Annotated in this window: 20 protein-coding genes and 1 pseudogene; 4 read left to right on the plus strand and 17 right to left on the minus strand. The window is 43.7% G+C overall.

The window, feature by feature from the left end:
* The 14 genes from PVA01S_RS15145 to galU are packed head-to-tail and all read right to left on the minus strand — an operon-like array spanning position 1 to position 15,347.
* Positions 1-798 carry a glycosyltransferase family 2 protein gene (locus PVA01S_RS15145; RefSeq protein ID WP_127608303.1) on the minus strand — a complete coding sequence of 266 codons (798 nt, stop codon included), beginning with the start codon at positions 796-798 and terminating at the stop codon, positions 1-3.
* Between the two features lie 2 nt (positions 799-800).
* A complete protein-coding gene (locus PVA01S_RS15150; RefSeq protein ID WP_127608304.1) occupies positions 801-2,153 on the minus strand; it encodes an oligosaccharide flippase family protein in 1,353 nt (450 codons plus the stop codon).
* Positions 2,153-3,604, minus strand: a complete 1,452-nt coding sequence (locus tag PVA01S_RS15155) for an O-antigen ligase family protein (protein ID WP_127608305.1) — start codon at positions 3,602-3,604, stop codon at positions 2,153-2,155. Before PVA01S_RS15155 ends, PVA01S_RS15150 begins: the two co-directional genes overlap by 1 nt.
* 45 nt (positions 3,605-3,649) lie before the next feature.
* Positions 3,650-4,732 carry a glycosyltransferase gene (locus PVA01S_RS15160; RefSeq protein WP_244932967.1) on the minus strand — a complete coding sequence of 361 codons (1,083 nt, stop codon included), beginning with the start codon at positions 4,730-4,732 and terminating at the stop codon, positions 3,650-3,652.
* A 49-nt stretch (positions 4,733-4,781) separates the two neighbouring features.
* Complete coding sequence (locus tag PVA01S_RS15165) at positions 4,782-5,942, minus strand: glycosyltransferase family 4 protein (protein WP_127608307.1); 1,161 nt, start codon at positions 5,940-5,942, stop codon at positions 4,782-4,784.
* 35 nt (positions 5,943-5,977) lie between these two features.
* Complete coding sequence (locus tag PVA01S_RS15170) at positions 5,978-7,132, minus strand: glycosyltransferase family 4 protein (protein ID WP_127608308.1); 1,155 nt, start codon at positions 7,130-7,132, stop codon at positions 5,978-5,980.
* A 51-nt stretch (positions 7,133-7,183) separates the two neighbouring features.
* On the minus strand, positions 7,184-8,563 hold the full coding sequence (locus PVA01S_RS15175; protein ID WP_127608309.1) for an oligosaccharide flippase family protein: 1,380 nt from the start codon (positions 8,561-8,563) through the stop codon (positions 7,184-7,186).
* Positions 8,564-8,572: 9 nt separating this feature from the next.
* Positions 8,573-9,991 carry an O-antigen ligase family protein gene (locus PVA01S_RS15180; RefSeq protein WP_127608310.1) on the minus strand — a complete coding sequence of 473 codons (1,419 nt, stop codon included), beginning with the start codon at positions 9,989-9,991 and terminating at the stop codon, positions 8,573-8,575.
* Positions 9,992-10,015: 24 nt separating this feature from the next.
* Positions 10,016-10,660: a CpsD/CapB family tyrosine-protein kinase gene (locus PVA01S_RS15185; RefSeq protein ID WP_127608311.1), complete on the minus strand. Its 645-nt coding sequence runs from the start codon at positions 10,658-10,660 to the stop codon at positions 10,016-10,018.
* Entirely contained in the window at positions 10,644-11,372 is a 729-nt protein-coding gene (locus PVA01S_RS15190) for a YveK family protein (RefSeq protein WP_127608312.1), read from the minus strand. Before PVA01S_RS15190 ends, PVA01S_RS15185 begins: the two co-directional genes overlap by 17 nt.
* A 25-nt stretch (positions 11,373-11,397) precedes the next feature.
* Positions 11,398-12,807, minus strand: a complete 1,410-nt coding sequence (locus tag PVA01S_RS15195; protein ID WP_127608313.1) for a UDP-glucose dehydrogenase family protein — start codon at positions 12,805-12,807, stop codon at positions 11,398-11,400.
* A gap of 12 nt (positions 12,808-12,819) precedes the next feature.
* Positions 12,820-13,797: a UDP-glucuronic acid decarboxylase family protein gene (locus tag PVA01S_RS15200; protein ID WP_127608314.1), complete on the minus strand. Its 978-nt coding sequence runs from the start codon at positions 13,795-13,797 to the stop codon at positions 12,820-12,822.
* Positions 13,798-13,814: 17 nt separating this feature from the next.
* Complete coding sequence (locus PVA01S_RS15205) at positions 13,815-14,441, minus strand: sugar transferase (RefSeq protein WP_127608315.1); 627 nt, start codon at positions 14,439-14,441, stop codon at positions 13,815-13,817.
* Positions 14,442-14,456: 15 nt separating this feature from the next.
* Entirely contained in the window at positions 14,457-15,347 is an 891-nt protein-coding gene (gene galU / locus PVA01S_RS15210; protein WP_127608316.1) for a UTP--glucose-1-phosphate uridylyltransferase GalU, read from the minus strand.
* A 272-nt stretch (positions 15,348-15,619) separates the two neighbouring features.
* Between galU and PVA01S_RS15215 the strand changes: the two genes are divergently transcribed.
* Together PVA01S_RS15215 and PVA01S_RS15220 are read left to right on the plus strand one after the other, a co-directional pair.
* The gene (locus tag PVA01S_RS15215) at positions 15,620-15,976 is read left to right on the plus strand and encodes a helix-turn-helix domain-containing protein (RefSeq protein WP_127608317.1); all 357 of its coding nucleotides are present in this window, start codon (positions 15,620-15,622) and stop codon (positions 15,974-15,976) included.
* A 60-nt stretch (positions 15,977-16,036) separates the two neighbouring features.
* A complete protein-coding gene (locus PVA01S_RS15220) occupies positions 16,037-17,386 on the plus strand; it encodes a hypothetical protein (RefSeq protein ID WP_127608318.1) in 1,350 nt (449 codons plus the stop codon).
* A gap of 91 nt (positions 17,387-17,477) precedes the next feature.
* On the opposite strand, the gene PVA01S_RS15225 is transcribed toward PVA01S_RS15220, so the two are convergent.
* The gene (locus PVA01S_RS15225) at positions 17,478-19,394 is read right to left on the minus strand and encodes a polysaccharide lyase family protein (RefSeq protein WP_127608319.1); all 1,917 of its coding nucleotides are present in this window, start codon (positions 19,392-19,394) and stop codon (positions 17,478-17,480) included.
* Positions 19,395-19,718: 324 nt separating this feature from the next.
* On the opposite strand from PVA01S_RS15225, the pseudogene PVA01S_RS27275 reads away from it, so the two are divergent.
* Together PVA01S_RS27275 and PVA01S_RS15240 are read left to right on the plus strand one after the other, a co-directional pair.
* Positions 19,719-20,873 (plus strand): annotated as a pseudogene (locus PVA01S_RS27275) (acyltransferase family protein).
* A gap of 1 nt (position 20,874) precedes the next feature.
* Positions 20,875-21,660, plus strand: a complete 786-nt coding sequence (locus PVA01S_RS15240) for an SGNH/GDSL hydrolase family protein (protein ID WP_127608322.1) — start codon at positions 20,875-20,877, stop codon at positions 21,658-21,660.
* Between the two features lie 37 nt (positions 21,661-21,697).
* Here PVA01S_RS15240 and glnA read toward each other — a convergent pair whose 3' ends face one another.
* Positions 21,698-23,122, minus strand: a complete 1,425-nt coding sequence (gene glnA / locus PVA01S_RS15245; RefSeq protein WP_127608323.1) for a type I glutamate--ammonia ligase — start codon at positions 23,120-23,122, stop codon at positions 21,698-21,700.
* Positions 23,123-23,378: 256 nt separating this feature from the next.
* Entirely contained in the window at positions 23,379-24,431 is a 1,053-nt protein-coding gene (gene aroF / locus PVA01S_RS15250; RefSeq protein WP_054796092.1) for a 3-deoxy-7-phosphoheptulonate synthase, read from the minus strand.
* Positions 24,432-24,483: the final 52 nt, after the last annotated feature.

A 24,483-nucleotide genomic window follows, 5' to 3' on the forward strand; every position in this document is an offset into this window, starting at 1 on the left:
TCAACCTGCCTTTTGTTCAACATGACCTGTCTTTTGGACTCGAATCAATTCATAAAGTTTAATTTGACATAAGTATTCATAATACGCCCATAACATGGCAATAGTGAGTCCGGCTAACCCTTTTCGAAACAATCCTTGAAGAACATATTTTTGCCCGAACCGAAGAATAGGTCTGGTTAGCAAACGTAATAGGCTGAAATTTTTATTCGATGACACTGCTTTTTCCGCCTCAAGTTCTGTATAGCGGTTAAAACGGTTCACGTGATCAGCAATGCTTCGATATCCGTCATGCCATAATACCCCTGGTAAGCTACCTACTTTCAATCCTTCCGTTTCAGGACCTTCATGAACGGGAGTCACTCGAATCTTCGACTTTCGTTTGTTGTACAGACGCGTTAAATATTCGCCGCGGCTCAACCAAGTCCCCATGAAATTTCCAATTCGATACATGTTATACACATCAGCCTCAGAAGCCGCACCCTTTTTCCAATTCAGAAGTGAACCATTTAATTCACTATCAACGAATTCATCTGTATCGATGAAGAATATCCAGTCGTGCTCTGCATGGGTTGCGGCGAAATTTCGCTGCTCCGCATAGCCCGGCCATGGATTCAGGTATACTTTGCAACCAAGGCTCTCAGCAATTTCTCTTGTAGCGTCTGTACTCCCGCCGTCAACCACCACGATTTCATCAGCAAACCCTTTACATGACTCTATCGCTTTGCGAATTCTGCTTTGTTCATTTTGAGCTATGATCGTTACTGATATTTTCTTTGTGTCTGACTCTATACGATCCATCGTTACACCCCTTTCTGAGGCATCTCCAGATTTTTTCTTCTTGTAAATTTCCCCCAAAACCATACGATATCCGCTTTAACGGGAAAGAGCATCGGCATGCTTACCTTTAAACTTAGTGGAAATTGTATCATGATGAGAAGAAAGCGCGTCATAGTCGCCGTAAACAGTGCGAAGGCTGCTCCTGTAATGCCGAACTTGGGTACCCAAACAACCAATAACGGAAGACTAACGCATAATCCGATGCACTGCAGAACCGCCACACGTCCGGGTTTCCCTATAGCCATAAAAGTTTGTGCCAAAACCGCGACTGCACCGCTCATGACAGTTTCCAGCAAGAGAATCCACAGTATGGTTGTAGATTGTTCATACTTGGAACCGTATAGAAAAATTAATGCCATTGGAGCTATAGCCATCATTATTAGAGCGATAAACAGAGTACCGCTGAATGCAATGCGAAATACTTTTTTCGTCAAGCCAATAATTTCAGATTTCTCCAAACCTGCCGCTTTTGGTAGAAGCACAAGGGTAATGGAGCTCTGAAAAATACCTGCCATTTTAGCTAAGCTTAACGCCACTAAATATAATCCTAACTCGGCCGGTTTCATGATGCGGATTAAAACAAGCTGATCCATAAACAAGGTCAAAGTGGCAACAACATCGATCAGGTAGGAGGAAAGTCCATACGTAAGTAGCCTCTTCATCGTGCTTCTCCACCCGTTTATCGATCGTTTATACCTTTTATACAGTAAATAAACCGTGTAGACCCCGATCGGAACATTTGGAATGAAATAGCAAAGTGCAGAGTAAAAAGGATTTAAATACCCGGTAACAGCGAGTATTGCCAACATGATCAATGTTACTGCAACCGGCAAATACCTTCTTCTGTTAAGTCCTTTAAAGTCTTCCTCTCCCTGCAAAACGGCGTTTAAAAAGTTGGTGTACAGCACACTGGGCGCAAAAAACATCAACAACTGCGCCATAAATATCGTTTCCGCCGAATAGGCATGCAGCCAAAGAGGAATCAACACTATACCTGCGCCTGTAACAAGCAGACCGATCAACAAATTCATCAAGCAAGCAGCGTTGAAGAAACCTCCCTTTTCAGAAGAGAATTTCTTCATGTTATAGATGACGGAGCTGTGCAGCCCTAGCGTAACTAATTGGCCCAATAGCGATGGCCACAGCATCATCGCAGATTGTTCTCCTCTACCTTCCGGCCCTAAATATCTAGCACAAATGATCCCCGTCCCAAGGTTCAAGAGTACAATAACCATGCTTATTGCCGTTGTACGAATCGTATTCGATAAACTCGATTTCGCTTGAAATCGAGTCCTCACGGTAGCTAGAAAAGACATTAACTTAAATCTCCTTTAGATACATCCAGTTCTCGATATCCATAATTGCCTACACCCAGAGCAACGATAAACCAGATCATGACACCGAAGGCCGAGGTGTAACTATTTGCAAATAGTAAATTTACAATGGAGGCCAGCATAACGGAAATCGATAAACGGTTGAATTCGAGATTCGTCTTCTGCTGTGCTTTCTCCAACCAGAGTGTCTTCGCCAAGTGACAAAGAGCATACAAAATAATAGGGGTCCCGATCACTCCGAATGTCAGCATAATGGTGCCGATTCCACTATCGAAAATTCCCGTCTCCGCACTGAGATTCCCGCTGTTTTGCAGTTTTGTAGCCATACCTATGCTCCCTAAACCCATGCCTTCTATATTACTGAAAAGCATAGGGAGTAACTGTTTAGTCAGGCTTAATCGGTAATTAAAGGATTCGTCTCCTTGGATTTCACCAAATGTTTCAAACCGCTGCAGTAAGATTTGGCCCTGTGGTAAAACCAATAATATGAAGTAGACAAGACTGAAAAACAAGAGAAGCACGAACAGCTTTTTGAATCTGTTCTCATGATTTGAAATGATTATATAAATGAGAATCGTAACGAATCCAAACATCCAAGCGGCCCTGACCAGCGTAATGATACTGCCGATAACTGCAAGCAGAACACCTATCCACCCCCAAAGCTTCCTCCATCTGGCATCTACGATCATAATCGCAGCCGCCAGCGATAAGAAAACACCGGCGGGACCGGGGGAATTCAAAGTTGAGAATACTCTTACCTCAAAGGGCTCCGATTTTCCGATGGACGCCATGTCTACACCATCCATCCAAAACACATCCCAAGGTGGTAATATGGTGTACTGGATAATGCCATACAAAGCAACCACAAGCGCCAAATTTACAAATTGTAGAATCCAAAAGTGCTTCAAATCATCCGTAGGTTTTCTAGCAAAAATATAAGCTAGCCAAAGGAGAGGACCTACAATATTCGCCAGGTCGTATAGGCTTGAGCTGCCATTTCGAAATAAACCTATAACTAAAGCATACCCTAGAGCACAGCCCCACAAAATTAAAAACTTCTTAATTGATGTATCGAGCGACTTATAATGCTGCATCAAGGGGTAAACAAGAAACATACTTACAACAATCGGAGTTAAGCTAATTAAGGACATCGAATGATACTCGTTTGTTGACCAATCATACAATCTACGTATTTCAGGGGTAAAGACCCATATGGCTAAGTTGTAAGGAAGCAGCCATTTAGAATCTACCAAAGCCAACAATAAAGAAGGAATCGCAATGACCGCAACGATGGAAAGTTCGAACATCGTGCCCCCTAATCTGCTGCCGACCACGTATCCGATAAATGCGGCGATAATCCATGACACAAGTAAACTAAGCAAAATTTTGACTTCACTTGTATGGTAGACTCTGAATAGAGTATATCTTTTCAACTTATACGGACTCCCATCATCATCCTGACCGGAAGGATGCTAGAATTAAACTGTTAATTTCCGTACCAAGCCAATGTCAAATCTTTCTTTGGCTCGCAACATTCGGTTATGAAATTCATGCTTAAAGCGTTCTTCATTAAAAGCCTCTGCGTGTTCCTTGATTGCGACAGGATTCCATTCATTGGACTCGTTATCCCGAACCGCCTGAATAAGTGAATCAGGCGTTTGCCGATCGAAAAAAAGCCCATTCGTTCCATGAGATATCGTATCCAGGGCTCCGCCTGCTTTATAAGCGATGACGGGGCGACCGGCAGCGTTTACTTCAAGCGGGGTAATACCGAAATCTTCTTCCCCGGGAAAAATAAATGCACGGCATCTCGACATCAACCTGGAAACTTCGTTATCTTCCAAACGCCCCAAAAATTGAATGTTTGGGTTGGCCATGGACTTTAAACGCCCTAAGTCGGGTCCGCCCCCGACGATGAGAAGCTTCTGCCCGTTTCGATTGAAGGCTTCCACAACCAGATCAATTCTTTTGTAAGGAACAAGGCGTGAAACAACCAAGTAATAGTCTTCTACTTGATTGGAAATGGAGAAGCGCTCCGTATTCACCGGTGGAAAGATGACCTGCGCATCAATGCCATAACATGACTTAATCCTCTGCCTCACGACATTCGAATTAGCCACATATTCGTCTACCCGGTCGGCCGTTTTCATATCCCAATTTTTCAGATATTTAACATAAGATCTTAAGGTTTTCTTTACAAGCGGTGAATAAGTTTCCCTTGCTATATAGGATTCAAAATCCCATGCAAACCGCATTGGAGTATGACAATAGCAGAAATGAAACGTTGAAGGGGGAACTTTGATTCCTTTTACAAAAGCGAAGCTCGATGAAATAACGACGTCGAACTCGCTCAATTCAAGCTGCTGTAAAGCGATGGGATATAAGGGAAGCAGCTTCTTAAAGTTCGTCTCGATCCCCGGTATTCGCTGCAGCCACGTCGTTCGAATGTCCGCGTCCTTCAACTCCTCCATCATTTTGCCCGGGTTACTTGCCAGCGTATAAATAGGAGCATCCGGGTACATTTGATGCAGAACGGCAAGAACTCTTTCCGCCCCTCCCATTTGCGTTAATAAATCATGAACCAGAGCGATTTTCAAACTGAAAGCCTCCTTAAATTTTAAGTCTTCCGCTTATCACCTGGGGATAAAAAGAGGTGATCGTCTCCACTGTTTGCTCGATAAGGAATAGCTCTTGGACCCTTTTCATGGCCAATTCTCCCATTTCTTTTCGCGCATCAGGGTGGTCTATCATCCACTGAATAGCCTTAACCAACGGAACTGATTCTCCCGGAGGAATAAGGAGCCCTGTCTGCTCGTGAACAACAATTTCCTTTGGACCGCCTGCATCGGATGCGATGACGGGAAGCCCGACGGCCATCCCTTCCACAATCACCTGACCGAAAGGCTCGGGAACGATAGACGTATGAACGAGAAGATCGGCCTGACTCATCAAATCCGTAATATTATTAACATGACCTAACATTGTGACGTTGGTTAATTTATACTTTTCTATGTAGTTCAGCAGCTCATTTTTATATTGTTCATCCGCATTGAACAATGCATCACCAGCAATCCAAAATTGAACGTTTAGATCAGAGAACGATCTCGCAGCCTCAAGCAGCACATGCTGTCCTTTCCAGTCTGCAATCCGGCCTACCAGCAATACGGTAAAATCATATTCGTCCTTGATCGCTCTCTGGCTTTGTCTGCCGATTTTTCCAAAGTACGAAGGGTAGGCAACCGTCTTCATCTTCCTCCGAGATTCTTGTAAATTCAACGTATCCATCGTTGCTTTGGAATTCGCGATGACTCCGTCCGGCAAATGCTTCACAAGTAATCTCATAATAAAAGCGACGATCTTACGTATGTAAGGAGCTTCAATGATGTCGTGGATATGCCAAATGAGTGGAATTCCCGCCCATTTTGCCGCGACTGCTCCATAAATGGCCGACTTCAAAGAATTCGTATGAACGCAAACCACTTTCTCTTCCCGCAACAGGCGTCCTACTTCTTTACCGTATCTATACATTTTGATGGCAGACGTTATGACTTGAGGACTCAGGTTATTACGATTGCGGTTGCGCACCGCCTCGTCTAAATACAAGATGCAGACCTTATGTCCCCTTTCGCGCAAACGATCCGCCAAAGGACCTTCCTCAGCCAAAACGACCAAAGGCTCAACCGTTTGATCCATATTTGTTATCAAGTTATACAGTGCCACTTCTCCCCCGCTCCATCGGGCGGTATGGTCTAAATAAGCCACTCGATACATATCTTCGGTAACCTCCTTTCTACAATACGTATGAATTATTGTGCCTTCTGTTTGACAACGTTGGGATAAAATTCGCTAATGCGTTTGACCGTCGAATCGATCAGGAAATTTTCACGAACCCGCGAAATCGCCTTTTCCCCCATACGCGCCCTCTCCTCGGGATGGTCAATCATCCATTGTATGGCATCCCGTAAAATTTCAGCATCGCCTGGGGGAATTAGTAGTCCGGTCACATCACGCAGCACGATCTCCCGCGGACCTCCCAAGTCGGAAGCAATGACGGGTAAGCCGCTCGCCATGCCTTCGACAATCACTTGGCCGAAAGGCTCCGGCATGATCGACGTGTGAACCAATAGATCCGCTTTCTGCAATAAAGCCGGAATATGGTCCACATGACCCAGCATCGAAACATTCGTTAAATCGTTATCTTTAATTTGTTTATCCAAGCGTAGCTTGTATTCGTCATTACCAAAGATGGCGTCACCTGCTATCCAAAATTGTATTTCTGAATTATTTTTGAATCGTGCCGCCGCCTCCAGAAGAATGTGTTGTCCTTTCCATTCGTCAAGCCTGCCGACTAACAAAACGATGAACTGCTTTTTATTCCATTCCGCATCCGTGCCTTTTGCGATGGGCCCGTTATACGAGGAATAAGCTACCAAGGTATGAATATCTCGGTAGCTGGAAAGATGTAAAGAGGCCATTGTAGAATTCGAGTTGGCAATGATTCCGTTCGGAAGCAGTCTAGCCATCAATCGGATAAACTTGGCTATCGTCGGTCTCAAATACGGCGCAGCGATATTATCACGAATATGCCAAACTAGAGGGAGATTGGCACTTTTTGCGGCAATTGCTCCATATATTGCAGATTTTAATGAATTGGTATGTATACAAGCGACATTTTCTTTTCGTAATAATTTCCCGAGCTTCAACCCATACTGAAAAAATTCAAAAATGGAAAAGAACATTTGGAAATCAATTTTATTACGATTACGGTTTCGAGTCTTCTCTCTTAATTTATGGATTCGTACGTCCACTCCCTTTTCCAGCAACTTGTCCGCGAGTAATCCTTCTTCCGCCAGGATGACTAACGGCTCAATTTCCTGGTCCAGATTTGTGAGCAAATTATATAACGCAATCTCCCCCCCGCTCCATCTAGCGGTATGATCTAAATAGGCAACTCGTAGCATGATTTACTCCATCCTTTCCCTGCTCCTGACTCCTCAATCCTATCAAGACACTTATTTCGTATTTCCTTCTCTAATTCGAATTTGGCGAAACAACCAATTCAAATCGTCTCTGGTTATTAGTAAACTCGGGATATTCGTCTTCAGCACCCATTTATATTGGCTAATTACAAACAAGAAACGGACACAAGTTGCCGCTAACAGTGAAATTCCCGTAAACAACAAACCGTATTTAGGGACTAGAAGAACCATAAGCAGGACACTAATGAAAAGACCAATCACTTGTTGGATGGATGAAATTTCCGGTTTTCCGACGGACATGAACGCTTGCGACAAAATCAAGGTTCCCCCGCTGATTACAACTTCAAATAGTAGAATACGAAAAACCGCGATTGCCGGCTGATACTGATGTCCGTACAGTAAGCTTAGAACAAATGGACCGATGAACATGAAAACGACGGCCACCGTGCATGTAATAAATGAACTAATCCGGAACACTTTCTTCACTAGGATGATCGCCTGTTCTGTATCTAGTTCCGATGCTTTTGGGAAAAGTACCATCACAAGAGAAGCATGTATGATATTAACGACCCTGGATAAACTCAAAGCAACCAAGTAAAGGCCTAGACTTGCTGGGTTTAATAACAAAATAACAATCACCTGATCCATGTAAATATACATCGTGCCCATGACGTCAACGCCTGCTGAGCGAATTCCGTAGTGCAAAATGGACTTTAATGAAAAGGTTAGTTTCTTTATCTCCGGAAGATAGGACCGAACCATACGCAACGTAAGAAGGATGGTGATCGGAACAGTCGGCAGCGCATAGGCGAAAGCCCCTGTAAAAGGGTCTAATTTATGGAAATTCAAAAGCAAAATCAGCACTACCAACGTTCCTAAGTGAGGCAGTAATCTTAAACTATTAAAAAGCTTGAATTCCTCACGCGCTTGTAAGGTTGCATTATTCGTATATTCAATCAACAGCACGGGTACCGTCAGCATGAGCCATTGGGAAACGAGCACCACTTCACTTGAATAACTGTTCAGAATACTTGGCAGGAGCAGTGCGCCCGTCCCCGCCCCGACTAGGCCGACTCCCAAACAAACCAGTTTGGCCGTTATGTAAAACGAAGCGGTCTCTTGCGGATGCTTCTTCAGATTGTATAGAAGTGCGGAGGGCATACCAAGCATCAATAAGTTTGCAAAGAAAGTAGGCCACAGCAACATGGCCGACGACTCGCCTTTCCCCTCAGGGCCTAGATATCTCGCTGTTATTATCCCAGTGATTAAGTTAAGCAGAAAGATGAGCATCGTGACCGTTACAGTCCGTATTGAATTGGCCGTACTGTCTCTCCTTGTAAGAATGCCCTTTAGGAATGAAAGAGCACTTTGAAAGTCTAAGCCTCTACGTAACAAGGAAATGAGTGGATTCATTTTGTCTCCTCACTTAACACGTATACTGTTTTTAGGTTCCATGCCCAAGGCGACAAAAAACCAAATGATATAACCACCTACACCTGCAAAACGGTTCTCGAACATCAAATAACAAATACCGCTAATCATTGCGCACAGCGCCAATCTTATATAAGTTCGATCTGTATCAGAATGTTTTGTAATCGTCGAAGCCAGATATTTCATAAAACCGTACAGTGCACCCAAGATGGCAATTCCCCCAAAGAAACCGAAGGTTAAAAGTATTGCAAAAAATCCGTTATCAAAATTCCCGTACTGTCCCAGTTGACCGTCATTCTCAAGTTTAGTGCCTGTTCCTACACTTCCCAGACCTGAACCGAAAGGATTTCCCAGCAATTCCGGAATCATACTTGCAGTAAATTGAAGACGATCGTTATACGAATAATCGTCCCCTAAGTTACTCAGCGTCTCCAACCGTTCGATTAAATACTCGCCACCTGGAATGACCGGCAGCGATATGATACCCAAACCTGCTACTACCATAATAAGCAAAATACCTTGAATGCCCTTTTTAATACTGCTAAGAGCGAAATACAGGACAATACCAATAAGCATTGTTACCCAGGCTGCTCTGACAAGTGTGGTGATCAAACCGAAAGTGACAATAAGCACGCCGCTCCAACCGAGGACTCCTCTCCATTTCTTATCTACTAACATGGCAATTAATGCTGCTGAAATAAACATGGCAGCCGGGCCTGGGGAATTTAAAGAAGAAAACACCCGAATTTGGTAGGGCTCTGGCAGTCCGTTAGAAAACATGTCTACTTCATTCATCCAGAATGTGTCCCAGGGAGGAGCAAAAAAGAACTGTACGGCACCATATATGGATACTAAAACGGCTATTCCTACAAAAGAAACAATCCATAATTTACGCTCTGCTTGTGTAAATGAACGAACGATACAATAAATAAGCAATAAAAATGGAACTAAATAGTTAGCAAAATCAAACAAACTCGCTGTTCCGTTTTTAGCGATACCGACAATAAGCCCGTAACCCAGTGCGACTAGAAACCAACATAATGGTTTTCTTATTGTAAGAGGGAACCGCCATTTTATTCTTAGTAAGGGTAAGATGACGAATAGCGTCGTCAGCAGTGGAACTACGCTAAACAATGACACGGATTGGTACTCTTCATGATACCACTCGAATACTCTACGGATCTCCGGCGTTACCGCCCAAACGAATGTAATGTAAGGGAGCAGCCACTTCGAATCCATCTCGGCAAGCAGAATGGCCGGAAAAATCAGTAATACGATAAAGGTCAATTGGATAGCCAGTACATTATCCACCATAGAACAAAAGAGGCCGATACCTATGGAGCCCATAAGCATCAGCCACAACATAAACGGAGTTTGTAATAAATTGAACGTTCTTAATACCGTTTTCATAGTCTTCCTTTGTACTTTTATAATTTATTTTTCGAAATCAATAAAGACAAAACCGACTAAATTACCTTTTATGGCATCTAAGTTTTGTTTAAATGTTACGACTTCCTCTTGCTTCACCGTTCGTTTTTTCACAGCCAACACGACTCCATCACAATGAACCGCCAACAGGAAGCTATCCGCAGTTTTATTGGCCGCCGACGAATCGACGAAAATCATATCGTATTCCGTCGAAAACTGATCCAAAGCAAGTTTTAAGTAATTCGAAGCTAACAGTTCCGTAGCATGAAGCCCTGTCTCTGCACCGGCCGGAAGCAGACTTAATCCCTCTACATACGTGGTAATCGGCACATTTCCTGGATGCTTCTTCCCGGATAATAGGTCGGAAAGACCCATATGGTTTTCCATATGAAAAAATTTATGCAGCATCGGGGCCCGCAAATTAGCATCAATTAACAACACCCGTTTTCCAGCCTGTGCATAAGATATGGCTAGATTGGCTGCCAACACGGATTTGCCTTCTTGTGATTTGATGGAGGTGATCAGAAAGCTTTTCATGTTCTCCGATTTGTATGAATAGTTCAGTTTGGTTCGGAGCGACTTAAAATCCTCAGAAGCTTGAGCGCTCGGATTAATTAATGTAATCAACGATGCGTTAGCTGAGCTTGGCATAAGTTGCGTCCCCCACTTTCCGATCTACCGACTTCATATCATGCTTTTTTGTTTCTTTCTTCGTAATTTTCGATATGGTGCCTAAGGATGGCACCCCCAGTATGTTGTCCAGTGTCGACGTATTGCGAATGGTTTGATCCAATGTTTCTTTGCCGATAACAAAACCGACAGAAATCAACAGAGAAACTACGAAAGCCAACAGAATATTTATGATTTGTTTGGAGGCTACTTTAGGAGTTTGGCTGTTCAATACATCATCCGGTAAAACCAAAATGTTGTAAATTTGCATCATGGATGCGACTTGTTCTTGAAATACTTTGGAGATCGCGTTGACTACCTTCGTACCGTATTCATAAGATTCCATCGTCACTGAGATCGTAAGAAGCTGAGAGTCCTTGGAGGAGACAACCTTAAGGCTTTTTTCAAGTTGATCGATGGATAAATTCAATTCCGGATACTCTGCAATCGTTCTGTTTAGTACGGTAGGTGATTTGACGAGTTCCTTGAATGTATTGATCAGGAGAATATTGGTGTTTACCGCTCCTAAATCGAGTTTATCAGAGCTGTTAACGATAATTCTTACCGACGACTCATACTTAGTGGGCACCAGGTTATAGCTTACCCACGCAGAGGTAGCACTCGCAATAATTACAAAGGAGAGTATCCATAATAAATTTTTGCGAATTACTTGCAAATACTGTATGAAATCCATTTCAAACCTCCGTAATAAATCTTAATTAGACGACATTCGACAATGTTCGTAATTCCCGATACTCAATGCCGACGCCTAATCCCTCATAATGAAACCCTTTGTCACGAATAAAATGCGAAGAAAGGAAGTTCCGCGTATCAAGCACATATTTGAAATTCATCATATTCCCCATTTCATTCCAATCTAAGTGGACGTATTCCTCCCAATGCGTGAGAAGAATAACGGCGTCCGCATTCAACGCCACCTGCTCTGCCTGATCGCAGTATGCAATGGGGAGATTGGGGTTAATGTGTCGGAACATTTCCATTCCCTGGGGATCGTGAACTTGAATGTTAGCCCCTTGCCCCAACATCATTTGTATGATTATAGATGCTTGAGTATTACGGGTATCATCGGTATTGGGTTTAAAGGTTAGCCCTAAAAAGCCGATCCGTTTACCGAATAACGTCCCTAGTTTACGTTTCGTTTTCTCGACAATGTAGGCATGCATTTCTAAATTCGACTCGACAGCAGCCTTAACGACATTAAGCTCACGTCCATGCTTACGGCTGGCAGCCAAAAACTCTGCAGTATCCTTAGGGAAGCAACTGCCGCTCCATCCACTTGACACTTGCAAGAACTTGTTGCCAATCCTCGAATCCAGTCCCATTCCTTTGGCGACATCCAGCGCATTGGACTGCAAAGCTTCACATAATCTTGCGACTTCATTGATATAGCTGATCTTAACAGCTAAAAATGCATTGGATGCATACTTAATCATTTCTGCACTTCTTGTATCTGTTTCAAAATAAACCGGCAGCTCATCCTTCGGTTGAACAGCAAGCCCAATTTCTTGCAGAACTTCAATCGGTTTTTGCAGATCCATCAGTTGACTATAAAGTTCTTTCATCACACTTCTTGCTTGATTGTCCATAGTCCCGATTACGATGCGATCCGGGAGAAACACATCCTCGACTGCGTAGCCTTCGCGAAGGAACTCAGGATTGCTGATAACAGAAAAATGTTCGGTATTTGTTAAGTTGGAAAATTGTGAGATCAATGCAGTTACATGCTCAGCCGTCCCAACAGGAACAGTCGATTTATTGACAATAACGGTATACCGGTTTCGATCTAAATGCTCCGCAATGTTTCTCGCTGCCAATTCGATGTATTTCAAATCGGCGCTTCCATCTTCCTTGGAAGGGGTACCTACACCAATAAACACGACGTCCGCATCCGTCACTACCTCATATTGATTCGTTGCCGCTAGCGTTCTTCCGCTGAACTTCCTAATCAACGCCTCAAGACCGGGTTCAAAAATAGGACTGGTTCCTTCATTTATCGCATTCACTTTATTTGTATCAATGTCGATAACCGTCGTATGATGTCCTAATGCGGCGAACGCCGCTCCCGTTACACTGCCTACATAACCAGCGCCGATGCAAACTACCTTCATAGTTACCTCCAATTACACGATTTTTTGACTTAATTCGGCTTTTAACTTGTTTCTGTACATCTCGATTGTCCTGATTAACCCTTCCTCCAATTCGACCAACGGTTCCCAAGCCAAAATTGTTTTCGCTTTATCAATATTGGGTCTGCGCACCTTAGGATCATCTATTGGAAGCGGATGGAACGTAATATTGCTCGGAGAATTAGCTAGACGTTTTACGATCTGGGCAACCTCAATGATGGTGTATTCTTTTGGGTTGCCAATATTAATGATTTCACCATTAGCTTGATCGCACTCCATCATCTTCTGCAAGCCTCGAATGTTGTCGTCAACAAAACAAAAAGAACGTGTTTGTGTTCCGTCCCCATAAACAGTCAGGTCTTCTCCTCGGATCGCCTGGGAGACAAAGTTTGAAATTACCCGACCATCGTCATTGCGCAAACCTGCCGAATACGTATTGAAAATTCTTGCCACTTTTACCTGTACAGCGTATCTCGTATAATATTCGTAACAATAAACTTCCCCTAAACGTTTTGCTTCATCGTAGCATGCTCGCGGACCCCAGGTATTTACGTTTCCTCTGTATTGCTCTGTTTGTGGGTGCACTTCCGGATCACCGTATGCTTCGCTAGTGCTCGTATATAATAGTTTAGCTCCGTGAACCTTAGCTAACTCTAGCATATTTTGCGTACCCAGCGTATTCGCTTCAATGGTCGAGAAAGGATTCATTTGATAGAATTTGGGCGATGCCGGAGATGCCAAGTGATAGATCTCGTCAATGTGTCCAAAATGATCTAAATGGTCAACCCCCAGCTTGGAGACGTCGAGCGAACGGAATTCGAAACGAGGATGATTGAGTTCTTCTTGCAGATTGGCGATCAATCCGGAAGACAACGAATCGATTCCAAACACTTGGTGCTGCTGAGAAAGCAATTGACGAGTCAAATGGGATCCCAGAAAACCAGCGGCTCCGGTTACGACAATTTTTTTCATATAAAATTCTCCTATCTCTAATAAGTGTTGCTCTTAATCATCACTCGAAGGGTCCCGATTATAATCTTTAGATCTAACCAGATGGAAACACTCCGTACATAAATCAAATCATGATGAAGATTTTCATAAATAGGTTTTTTTCGATCTTGGCTAATTTGCCAAAGCCCCGTAATACCAGGCTTCACCAAAAAACGGCTATGCTGCTTATCGGGATAATAACGTTCTACAAATGATTGTTGTTCGGGACGCGGACCGATGAAGCTCATGTCACCTTTAATGATGTTGAATAATTGAGGCAATTCATCCAAACTTGTTTTACGTATAAATCGGCCCACTTTTGTAACTCGGGGATCTGTGCAGGTTTCCGGAGATCTCCCTTCCTTCGGGGAGTGGACTAGCATGGAGCGAAACTTATAAATGACAAACGGCTTTCCATTCTTACCAATTCGCCATTGTCGAAACACGATGGGTCCCTCAGACTCAACCTTGATCAAGACAGCTACCAAAAACATGACAGGGAGCGTAATGAGAATAAGAACAAAACTGCCTATAAGATCCGTTGAAGCTTTTACGTAATTCAAATAAAATTCCGAACCAACTTCTCTCTGCTCCTCAACCGTTCTATGCCTCGTAACGGACTCCATTTCCTGCGTCCTCCATTAAACGACAACTTTCCCAGAGCGTATATACCTACCAACTTCCTGCAAATAGGCACTGAATTCTTCTGAAAGCTCCTTATTTTGCAGGGCGTACTCCACCGTTGCTTTCAAAAATCCAAGCTTACTTCCGACATCGTACATGGTTCCTTCATATATGTAGCTGTGCATCAATTGCTGATTCGCAAGCACGTTCAATGCGTCTGTCAACTGAATCTCTCCACCGACGCCCGGCGCAGTTTGTTCTAGAATGGGGAAAATCTCTGGGGTTAAAATGTAACGGCCTGAGATTGCCAAATTGGATGGGGGGTCTTGCTTCGGTTTTTCGACCAGATTCTTAACCAAATGAAGCCGGTCTCCGACCCGTTGGCCGTCGATTATACCGTAATTTTGCACTTCCGTCCAAGCAATCGGTTCTACGGCAATGACCGAATGACCCGTTTCCTCGAAAACTTGAAGCATTTGTTTTAAACACGGCACTTTGTGCTCAATAATCATATCTCCCAGCAATACCGCAAAAGGCTCGTTTCCAATAAACTTTCTAGCACTCCAAATCGCATGTCCCAAACCTAAAGCCTCTTTTTGTCTAACGTAATGGATGTCAACCATATTTGTAATTTCTTTAACCATATGGAGAAGCTCTGTTTTTCGCTTTTCCTCAAGCGACACTTCCAACTCGATGCTTTTATCAAAATGATCCTCGATCGATTTTTTGTTTCTACCGGTTACGATAATAATGTCCTCGATCCCGGATCGGATAGCTTCTTCCACAATGTATTGAATGGTCGGTTTATCAACGATCGGGAGCATCTCTTTCGGCATAGCTTTCGTTGCTGGCAAAAAACGGGTGCCTAAGCCTGCTGCTGGTATAATTGCTTTTCGAACTTTTCTCATAAGAGACCACTCCATATGTTTTTATTTAAAATGCAGAGGCATCTAACCTCCCCTCACATCACACCCTTGACGATGTACGTCTAAGGTTTGGTTAACCCACAGCATGACCGAGTGCCTCTGTTGATAACGGTAAAGAGACATCACCGCAGAAATAATTAATTTCTGAAAATCATGATACGTATTGTAACATTTATGACTCTAATTTATAATACATTTTGTATCAAGTCAATTGTTATTTTCAAAATTTACATTTTTTTAGGAGTGATAAAACGATGTCTTACTACACTAGAATTGCTGCATTACGGGACAAACGAGGATTAACGCAAGAAGAATTGGCCGATCTGCTCGGAATATCGCGCGCCGCCTTGTCACATTATGAGAAAAACAGGAGAAAACCGGACTTTCATACCTTGACAAAACTGTCTGATTTTTTTAATGTTACAATAGATTACTTGATTGGTAGACCCCCCCAATTGTTGGATAACAATGTAAACGACCACATCCCGATTCACTCCCTCAAAGAAGAAGATATCTTTCGAATGGTAGAATTACGATGGGAAGGACTTCTTTTGACTACAGACGAAACCAAGAAAGTGCTGAACATTGTTCAGAAAAAAAACCAATTGTAATCTTCTTTTTCCCGTGGCGGTGAACTGTTTGTGAGAAGCACCAAGAAAAGGAAGATCAAAATGATACTTACAACTGCCGGAAAAGCTCTGGTTCCCGTTATGTTACTATCAGGCTTGCTTACAAATTCTCTTTCTGAAGACTCATATCCACCCCCTGTTGGTATAAACCCAACCGTAGCGTCACTTTTAGGGGGTGGAAATTTCACCAACGGCAATCCCTATATTTCCAAAGACTTAGTCTATATGAAAACACTGAACGTACAATGGACTAGAATTAATCTTTACCCTAATTATTATTATTCGAAGGATAAGCCTGTAACTAGCCACTTGGAGAAAGCAATGGAGCAAATGTATACACATAACGTTTCTCCCATGCTCTTGTTTGAATATTACGGAAATTATGAAAAATTGGGGGTTAAAATCGGGGATTACAATAAGTGGTATGCCATCGGAAAGGAATTTGCACAAGTCTATAGACCAAATGGAACGTGGGCGAGAAGCAGATCCATACAGGATTGGGGGATTACGGTGTTCTCGGCTTTTAACGAGCCCGATGTGGAGAACTCTATCCCTCATGATAAGTATCGCGAGGCATTGAAAGGGCTGGCTGACGGTGTGCATTCCGTAGACCCGAAGTTAAAAGTCATCCCTGGTGGCTTTAGTGCCCAAAATTCTTTTGACGATTGGACTCTAAGAGGCTACGGCAGTGCAGTTTCAGATCTAATTAATGACGGGACCTTGGACGGAATCGATCTTCATACCTATTTTGATGATAAATATGCGCCTTTGGTCGGTACCCACAGCAACTCTGCCCAACACACCTTCGATCAAATCAAAAAACAATTAAACATCAAAAGAGATATTCATTTCTACTCGACGGAATTCAATGTAAAGAATAAAGCGAGTACGCCTAACACGGACGAAAAGCTCGGTAAGCAATTTTTAACGGCGATTTGGGATCATCTGGGTGTCGTCAAGAACGATGGCCATACCCCTGCTACTCAATTCGCAATGCCATGGAGTCTTCTGCTAACCGACGAGCAGGACAAGCAGTACGGAATGCGGGGAGCTAAAGAAGAAGAGCAGGCAATGTCGGTTAGATCTAAGGTACTTCAACTTGTCACTTCCTTAACTACCGACACCTCCTTCGTATCGTTGGATCCCAAGAAGAAAGGAGAATACATTCTTTCCGGACCCAGCCATAAGTTATGGGTTTGGCAAAATGTAAGAGGTTGGAGCTCCAAATGGGGGACAAGCTATCAAATCACTGGAATTCCACAGCATGCAACAGAGATTTGTATTTATAGATGGAATGGAATATGGAAGGCGTTTCCCATAGAGCCCAATACGAAAACGATAACTGTTAATGGCTTAGAGAAAGATGAAACTTACATGTTCCTGGCTCGTTGAGCCTCAATGAAGGTAGTAAGAAGACGGCACACTTTAGACCCCATCTCCTGATGATTTTTGGTCCGGCGCGCCGTCTTCTTGTTTTTTTCTATTATCTCTTATCAAGAATATACTGAATCGATTCTCCTGGTGGCAGCACGGCTTCAATCTCGATCCATGGTTCCGCTTTTAATTCATTTACTTGCTGCACCGCATCTCTATAAACATCTCCTGGCCCTATTCGTTCTCCATCAAATATCCCTTTGTCCGGCATCAAAACTTTGAAACGCAGATGAATCTCTTCGTTTTCAAAATTAACTATGCTGATCAGAATTTTATCGGAAACAGCCTTACTTCCTGGCAACGGCTGCAGCGCGGCCGTATCAACTGCTCTAATGTAAACCTTCTTCATTCGGACTTCATTCCGGTTCATAATTTCGTATGATAAGGGGCTTCCGTGTGTTGCATAAGCCAGCGCAAGCCTTCTGAATATTTTCAACCGGGATTCTTGGTCATTTCCGAAAGAATATGCATGTGTTAAAGCTGGATCATGATTTTTGCCTTGAAAGTCGGTTTGAAACAGTTCATAATTCTTAAAAAATGCAGCGTGCTGCATGAAGATGTTGGAGAAACCGATATGAGCTCGCAAATTCCGGTCAAAGACGGCTGATTGTTTCTGCTGCGCCCCATACTTGCTTGGGTCCAAGTGCTTATTGTTTGTGCCAATTTCAGTGTTCAACATGAACTTAGGAAGGCCGTTTTGTAATGATTCGAAGGTTTTTAATGTTTCAAAAAAACTGCCTCCCTCCTTCTCCAAATATGAAGTGCCGTATGCGTGACCATTCGTTAAGTCAGTCAAATTTTCCAATTCTCTACGCTGGACGGGATCCCTTTCCCATCCGATCGGCAAGCCGTTTTTATTGCTGTAAGACCATCCTGGCGCCACAGATTGCAGATGAGGAGCATAGCGTGTTTTGTTCTCATTCATCCAACGGGCGATGGCGATATTCACATCTTTTGATCGATTGAAAATGCTTGGTTCGTTATCTACTTCATAATATTGAATATAGTCTCCATAGCGTTTCATAAACTGTTCCAGTTTATTTGCGGCCTCCGGAGCAAGAGTTCCGGCTGACGTAAGTTGAATATCGCCTGTATATAAGTACATAGCAACAGCGCCGGTGTTATACTCCTTTAGCTTTTCGTAATATTCCTGCATGGCCGAACAAGAATTTCTCACATTGCTAAAGCAGCTTGCTCTCATAATATTGTCGCTGTAAGCAATACCCATCCATTTTAATACGTAAGGCAAATGGTCTACGGCGCTTTGATCGAAATAATAACGCTCGGTTGATACCGAACTTCCCATCTTAATATAGCGTCCGTGGATCGGTTCTTCCGCCATTCTATAGAGCGCTTCCATTTCGATATAATCCCAATCAAACCATAAAAAAGGGTCTTCTGAAGAAGAGCAATAAAGGCACCGTTCAACTTGAAGTATAATCTCGTTCTGACCCTCAATAAAAAACTCAGGCGGTATGTAAAGTTCATATAGATTGCCATAAGCATCGTAATTAGAGTCGTTCGTATCTGACAAACCGGCAATTTGAATGAGGCCGGCCATAAAACCGTTTACAAAAACCGACATTTGAGGGATAGCCGTGCTGGCCTCGATGATTGGAACAAGAAATTTTGCGCCATATTGAAGTTTGTTCGGCATTTGAAATGAAATAGATAAGTTACGATTGACAGAAGCATTTAACCCTTTAGGAAAATCGTTTATCATCGCTTCTTTCGGGTTTCCAGACGCAAGGACGATTTGGTTAGCATCATGTAAGCCGTATCGTTTGAATTCCTGAGAGGAATGGTCTTGCATACCGATTCTGAACAATACTATTCGGTTGTTATCCGTATACGGTGTGGCGACAGGCGTTATTTTACCTGAATGGTTTGTCTTTGGCACATAGTCTGAAATGGATAGTCCCAAAAATAATTGAATGAGAAGAATGAGTGCCAGTTTCCTTACCATGAATCCTCCCTTTAAAATTACAAATCGAGATTACTCGACTTAAAAGCAGTTTCATAGTTGTTGTACTAGCCCATTTTAAGATACATTTTGTTATTTAAAATTATATTATGATACAATTAGTATAATTGTCAAGCTATTTCCCAACATTTTACATTACTTGCTATAAGAAAAGCTGAAAACAAAAACCTTCATATAAGTGCGGTTTTCATGATACAATTAGTATCAAATACTGTATGTGTTAAGTAAAGTATCGGTATTTGACTCTTCTAATTACATATTTATCGATTCATTTTGTATATATAATATTTATTCGGAGGAGTTTTTATGAACAATAGGTACGAACAATTAGATTCTTTACGAGGCCTTGCCGCATTATTTGTTGTGTTCCATCACTTGTTTCTATCCTTTAGTTCCAACCATTTTCTAGTTACATTTTTAAAACTTTCGCCTGCGCGATTATTGGTACAAGGCCATGCAGCCGTGATCATCTTCTTTCTCTTAAGCGGATTTGTGCTCGCTCTGCCTATTCTGAGAGGTAATCCCATCAATTATATGCATTATATCATCAAAAGATTTTGCCGTATTTATATCCCCTACGCTGTTGCCATATCCGCCACAATACTCATCTCCATTTATATATCCGATGGGCAACTGCAGCAATATACCGATTTTATTAACCAGTCATAGCAGGAGCCTTTTTCCTTTTCATTAATGTGGGAACATCTTGTCTTGATCGGCAATCCTCACACGGTTGTTTATAATCCGGTGATTTGGACGTTAATTCATGAATTACGAATTTCCATTTTATTCCCTTTCATTGTCCTGCTTGTGAAAAAACTAAACACGATTTATGTTTTAATCCTATGCGCCGCGCTTAGCTTGATCGCTGGTTTGGCCGGCATTCTGTCTACGATAACCGTTAACGGCTATCACACAAGTCTCTTCGATTCCCTGCATTACATTTCAATCTTTATGATCGGTGCGTTGGTCGCTAAGAACAAAACAGTACTTTCAACCCTGTACCAGCGATTCACGAAGATGCAAAAAATATCGTTTTTAATCATGGCTGTACTCCTTTATTCATACTCCGACGTATTAAGCAAAGATTTCTTTCACATCATCCCATTCCGTTTTTATGTTTCGGAATATGGTCTATCGCTCGGTTCCGTCCTACTCATCATAATGGCTCTAGCTTCTCGTAAAATATCCGGCTTATTAAATTTGCCACTCCTTATATTCTTAGGAAAAATATCTTACAGCTTGTATTTGACGCATATGCTCGTAATCTTGTCCCTCCTGCACTTGTTGCACGATCGAATATCTATGCCGCTTTTACTAACGCTCTCCGGCCTGGTATCCATTCTTACTGCAATCATCTGCTGGTACTTTGTCGAACTCCCATCCATGAAGCTCGGAAAATATTTGACCAAAAGCAGAAAGAACTCTGTCCCCAGTCTTGAAGTGAGACAAGAGGCATAATATGAGATCCCTTTTATCCGCTCTACTTGCCGCTCATCTTATGTCCTTGGCTTCCTGCGTCTATCATACATCGTCTGATAGTAAAGTAATCGAGAAGGTCCGAAATACAGAAATAATAAGACAACCCGCCTTTCAATACCTGCAGCAGAATGTCCTAGAGGGCCGTGAGCCTGTTATTTCCGTAATCGGAAGCAGTGTAACCGCCGGTTCAGGAGCAACCGGCAAAACCCACACATGGATCCATTTGTTAAGTGAACGTTTGAAAGCAGCCGAAGGTTTGGAGAAGCTGATCTACCTTAATCACGGTTTTCCGGGTTACTCTACGAAACAAATGTTGGCCCAAGGCAAAGTGGATGTCCTTCGTGAGGAGAACCCCTCTATCATTATTTTTGAGACTTGTTTGATCAATGACTTTGTGCAAAATATTTCAATCGAAGAAAGCAAAACAAACATTCAATCGCTTGTGCTAAACATGCAAAAAATGGCGCCGAAAGCCCGTATCATCATCACTTCCCCCAACCCGCGGAAGGAAAACCTGACAAAAAATAAAACTGGAAGTTCATATGAAGACTACGTAATAGAAACGGGAAAGTTTATTAAGCTTCATGGTTGGGAATATGTTGATATTTATAGTGAATTTACTAAACAAATAAAAGCCTCGAAAACCTCTATGGATAAGGTGATGTACGATTTTGTTCATCCGAACGATCTTGGTTATGCAATCTGGGCAAAGATTTTAGAGCAATATTTTTTATCCGATAACAAAAAAGAAGCTGCCCAAGAGTAGAAATAACTACTTTTGGTACAGCTTCTGTTTGTTAATCTTACAGATCGAAGTACAACGAATATTCGTGCGGATGAATGCGGATGGAAACAGCTTTCGCTTCGTCACGTTTCAAGGAAACGTAGTTGTCGATGAAGTCTTTCGTGAAGACTCCGCCTTCCGTCAAGAACTCATAGTCCGCTTCGAGCGCGTTAAGCGCTTCGTCGAGCGTACCCGGTACGCTGCGGATTTCGCCTTTCTCTGCATCGGACAGCTCGTAGATGTTCTTGTCGAGCGGGCCGTAGCCGAGGGCGCGAGGATCGATTTTCTTCTTGATGCCGTCCAGACCTGCAAGCAGCATGGCTGCGAATGCGAGGTAAGGGTTAGCCGTGCTGTCCGGTGTACGGAACTCGATACGACAGCCTTTAGGCGTTACAGCGGCCACCGGAATACGAACGGCTGCCGAACGGTTGCCTTTGGAGAACACGAGGTTAACCGGCGCTTCGTAACCAGGAACCAAACGTTTGAACGAGTTCGTGCTCGGGTTCGTCAATGCGATCAAAGCCGGTGCATGGTACAAGATACCGCCGATGTAGTTCAAAGCGAGCTCGCTCAAGTTACCGTAACCGTTCTTGTCATAGAACAAAGGCTGGTCGCCGTTAAAGATCGATTGGTGAACGTGCATCCCGCTACCGTTATCGCCGAACAGCGGTTTCGGCATGAACGTAGCCACTTTGCCGTATTGGCGAGCTGTGTTTTGCACGATATATTTGTATTTCATCAAGTTATCGGCTGTTTTCGTCAACGTATCGAAACGGAAGTTGATCTCGCCTTGACCCGCAGTCGCCACTTCATGGTGATGACGCTCGATGCGAAGACCGGATTCGATCAACAGACGGCACATTTCGGAACGGATGTCTTGTTGGGAATCCGTCGGAGCAACCGGCACGTATCCGCCTTTATGGCCTACTTTAAAGCCGAGATTGCCGCCTTCTTCTTTACGGTTCGAGTTCCAGTGAGCTTCTTCGGAATCTACGAAGTAGGAAGAAGAGTTTTGTTTGCTCTCGAAACGAACTTCGTCGAAGATGAAAAATTCGGATTCCGGAGCAAAGAATGCTGCCGTACCTACGCCGGCTTTTTTCAAATATTCTTCAGCCTTCTGAGCGATGCTGCGCGGATCGCGCTCATAACGCTCGCCATCAGGCGTATGGATGTTACACATAATAACCAATGTCGGATGAGCAGTGAACGGATCGACAAAGGAGGATTCCGTATCCGGCATCATAACCATGTCGGACTCTTCGATGCCTCTGAAACCGACGATGGAAGAACCGTCGAAGGCTACGCCGTTTTGGAAAGTCTCTTCTTCAACTTCAGATGCAGGAAGGGAGATATGATGCGCTCTACCGTTAAGATCGACGAAACGGAAATCTACCCACTCGATGCCTTTTTCTTTGATGGTATTTAACACGTTTTGAACTGACATGGACTCACTTACCTCCTAAATTCCGAACATTTTGACCTGTTCGAGCGAACATTGTTCAAGTTTTCTCTTGGATATGTGGTTATTATAAAACTTCGCATCAAGAGCCGTCAATAGTTATGTAAGGTATTTTTTGTGAAGGTGTTAGGTATGCTCACACCCGGCCGGGTTTTAGTCACATTTTCGACAAAAAAATGCTTAATCTCTTGCGGCATCCGCCTGAGATCAAGCATCCTTCTGTAAAAAAACGAATATTCGGTTACGAGTTCACAGCGGCGACGGGTTCCTTGACGGTATCGAAACGTTTGCCGCACAACGGCGCCAGCTTCTCCAAATCCTGCATCAGCCGGGCGAATTGGTCCGGGAACAGCGACTGAACGCCGTCTCCCGTCATGGAGTTGTCGGGGTCCGTATGCATCTCGACGATGAGCCCGTTCGCTCCTGCGGCAACGGACGCCTTGCTCATCGGTTCGACAAGCTCGCGACGACCCGTGCCGTGACTCGGATCGGAAATCACCGGCAGATGGCTGAGCGACTGCAGCACCGGAATCGCCGCCAGATCAAGCGTGTTTCGGGTATAAGACTCGAACGTTCGGATTCCGCGCTCACAAAGCATAACGTTCGGGTTTCCGCCAGCCAGTATATATTCAGCCGCATTCAGAAACTCATCGTACGTCGCGCTGAATCCCCGCTTGAGAAGCACCGGCGTTTGAATCTGGCCGAGCTTGCGCAGCAGATCGAAGTTTTGCATATTGCGCGTGCCGACTTGCAAAATATCGGCGTACTCAGCGCAGACATCCACGTATTCCGGCGTCATCACTTCGGTGATCGTCAGCAACCCGTGCTTCCTGCCGGCTTCCGCCATCATGACGAGACCTTCGACGCCGACGCCTTGAAAGCTGTAAGGACCCGTTCTTGGTTTAAATGCACCGCCGCGCAGCACTTGTGCGCCGCTGGCCTTCACCAGCCGCGCAATCTCATCGATCTGCTCCGGCGATTCGACGGCACACGGTCCGCCCATGACGACCAGCTGATCGCCGCCGATCTCCACGCCTTTCAATTGAATGATCGTGGGATCGGGATGAAAATCGCGGCTGGCCAGCTTATAGGACTTCGAGATTTTCACAACCTGCTCGACGCCGGACAATTGACGCAGCTGCTCGGCCAGCACAGGGCCCGCATTCCCGACGATACCGATAACGGTACGGTCTACGCCGCGTGAAATGTGAGCTTTCACGTCGTGCTTCTCAATATGGTGAACGATTTCGGAAATGCGCTCTTCCGGTGTTTTATTCGAAATGATAGCGATCATGCGGAACACCCTCTCGGTCAAATTTTCGTACATAGACGCTTCGACGCTTATA

The sequence above is a fragment of the Paenibacillus validus NBRC 15382 genome, from assembly GCF_004000985.1.
Lineage (GTDB): Bacteria > Bacillota > Bacilli > Paenibacillales > NBRC-103111 > Paenibacillus_G > Paenibacillus_G validus.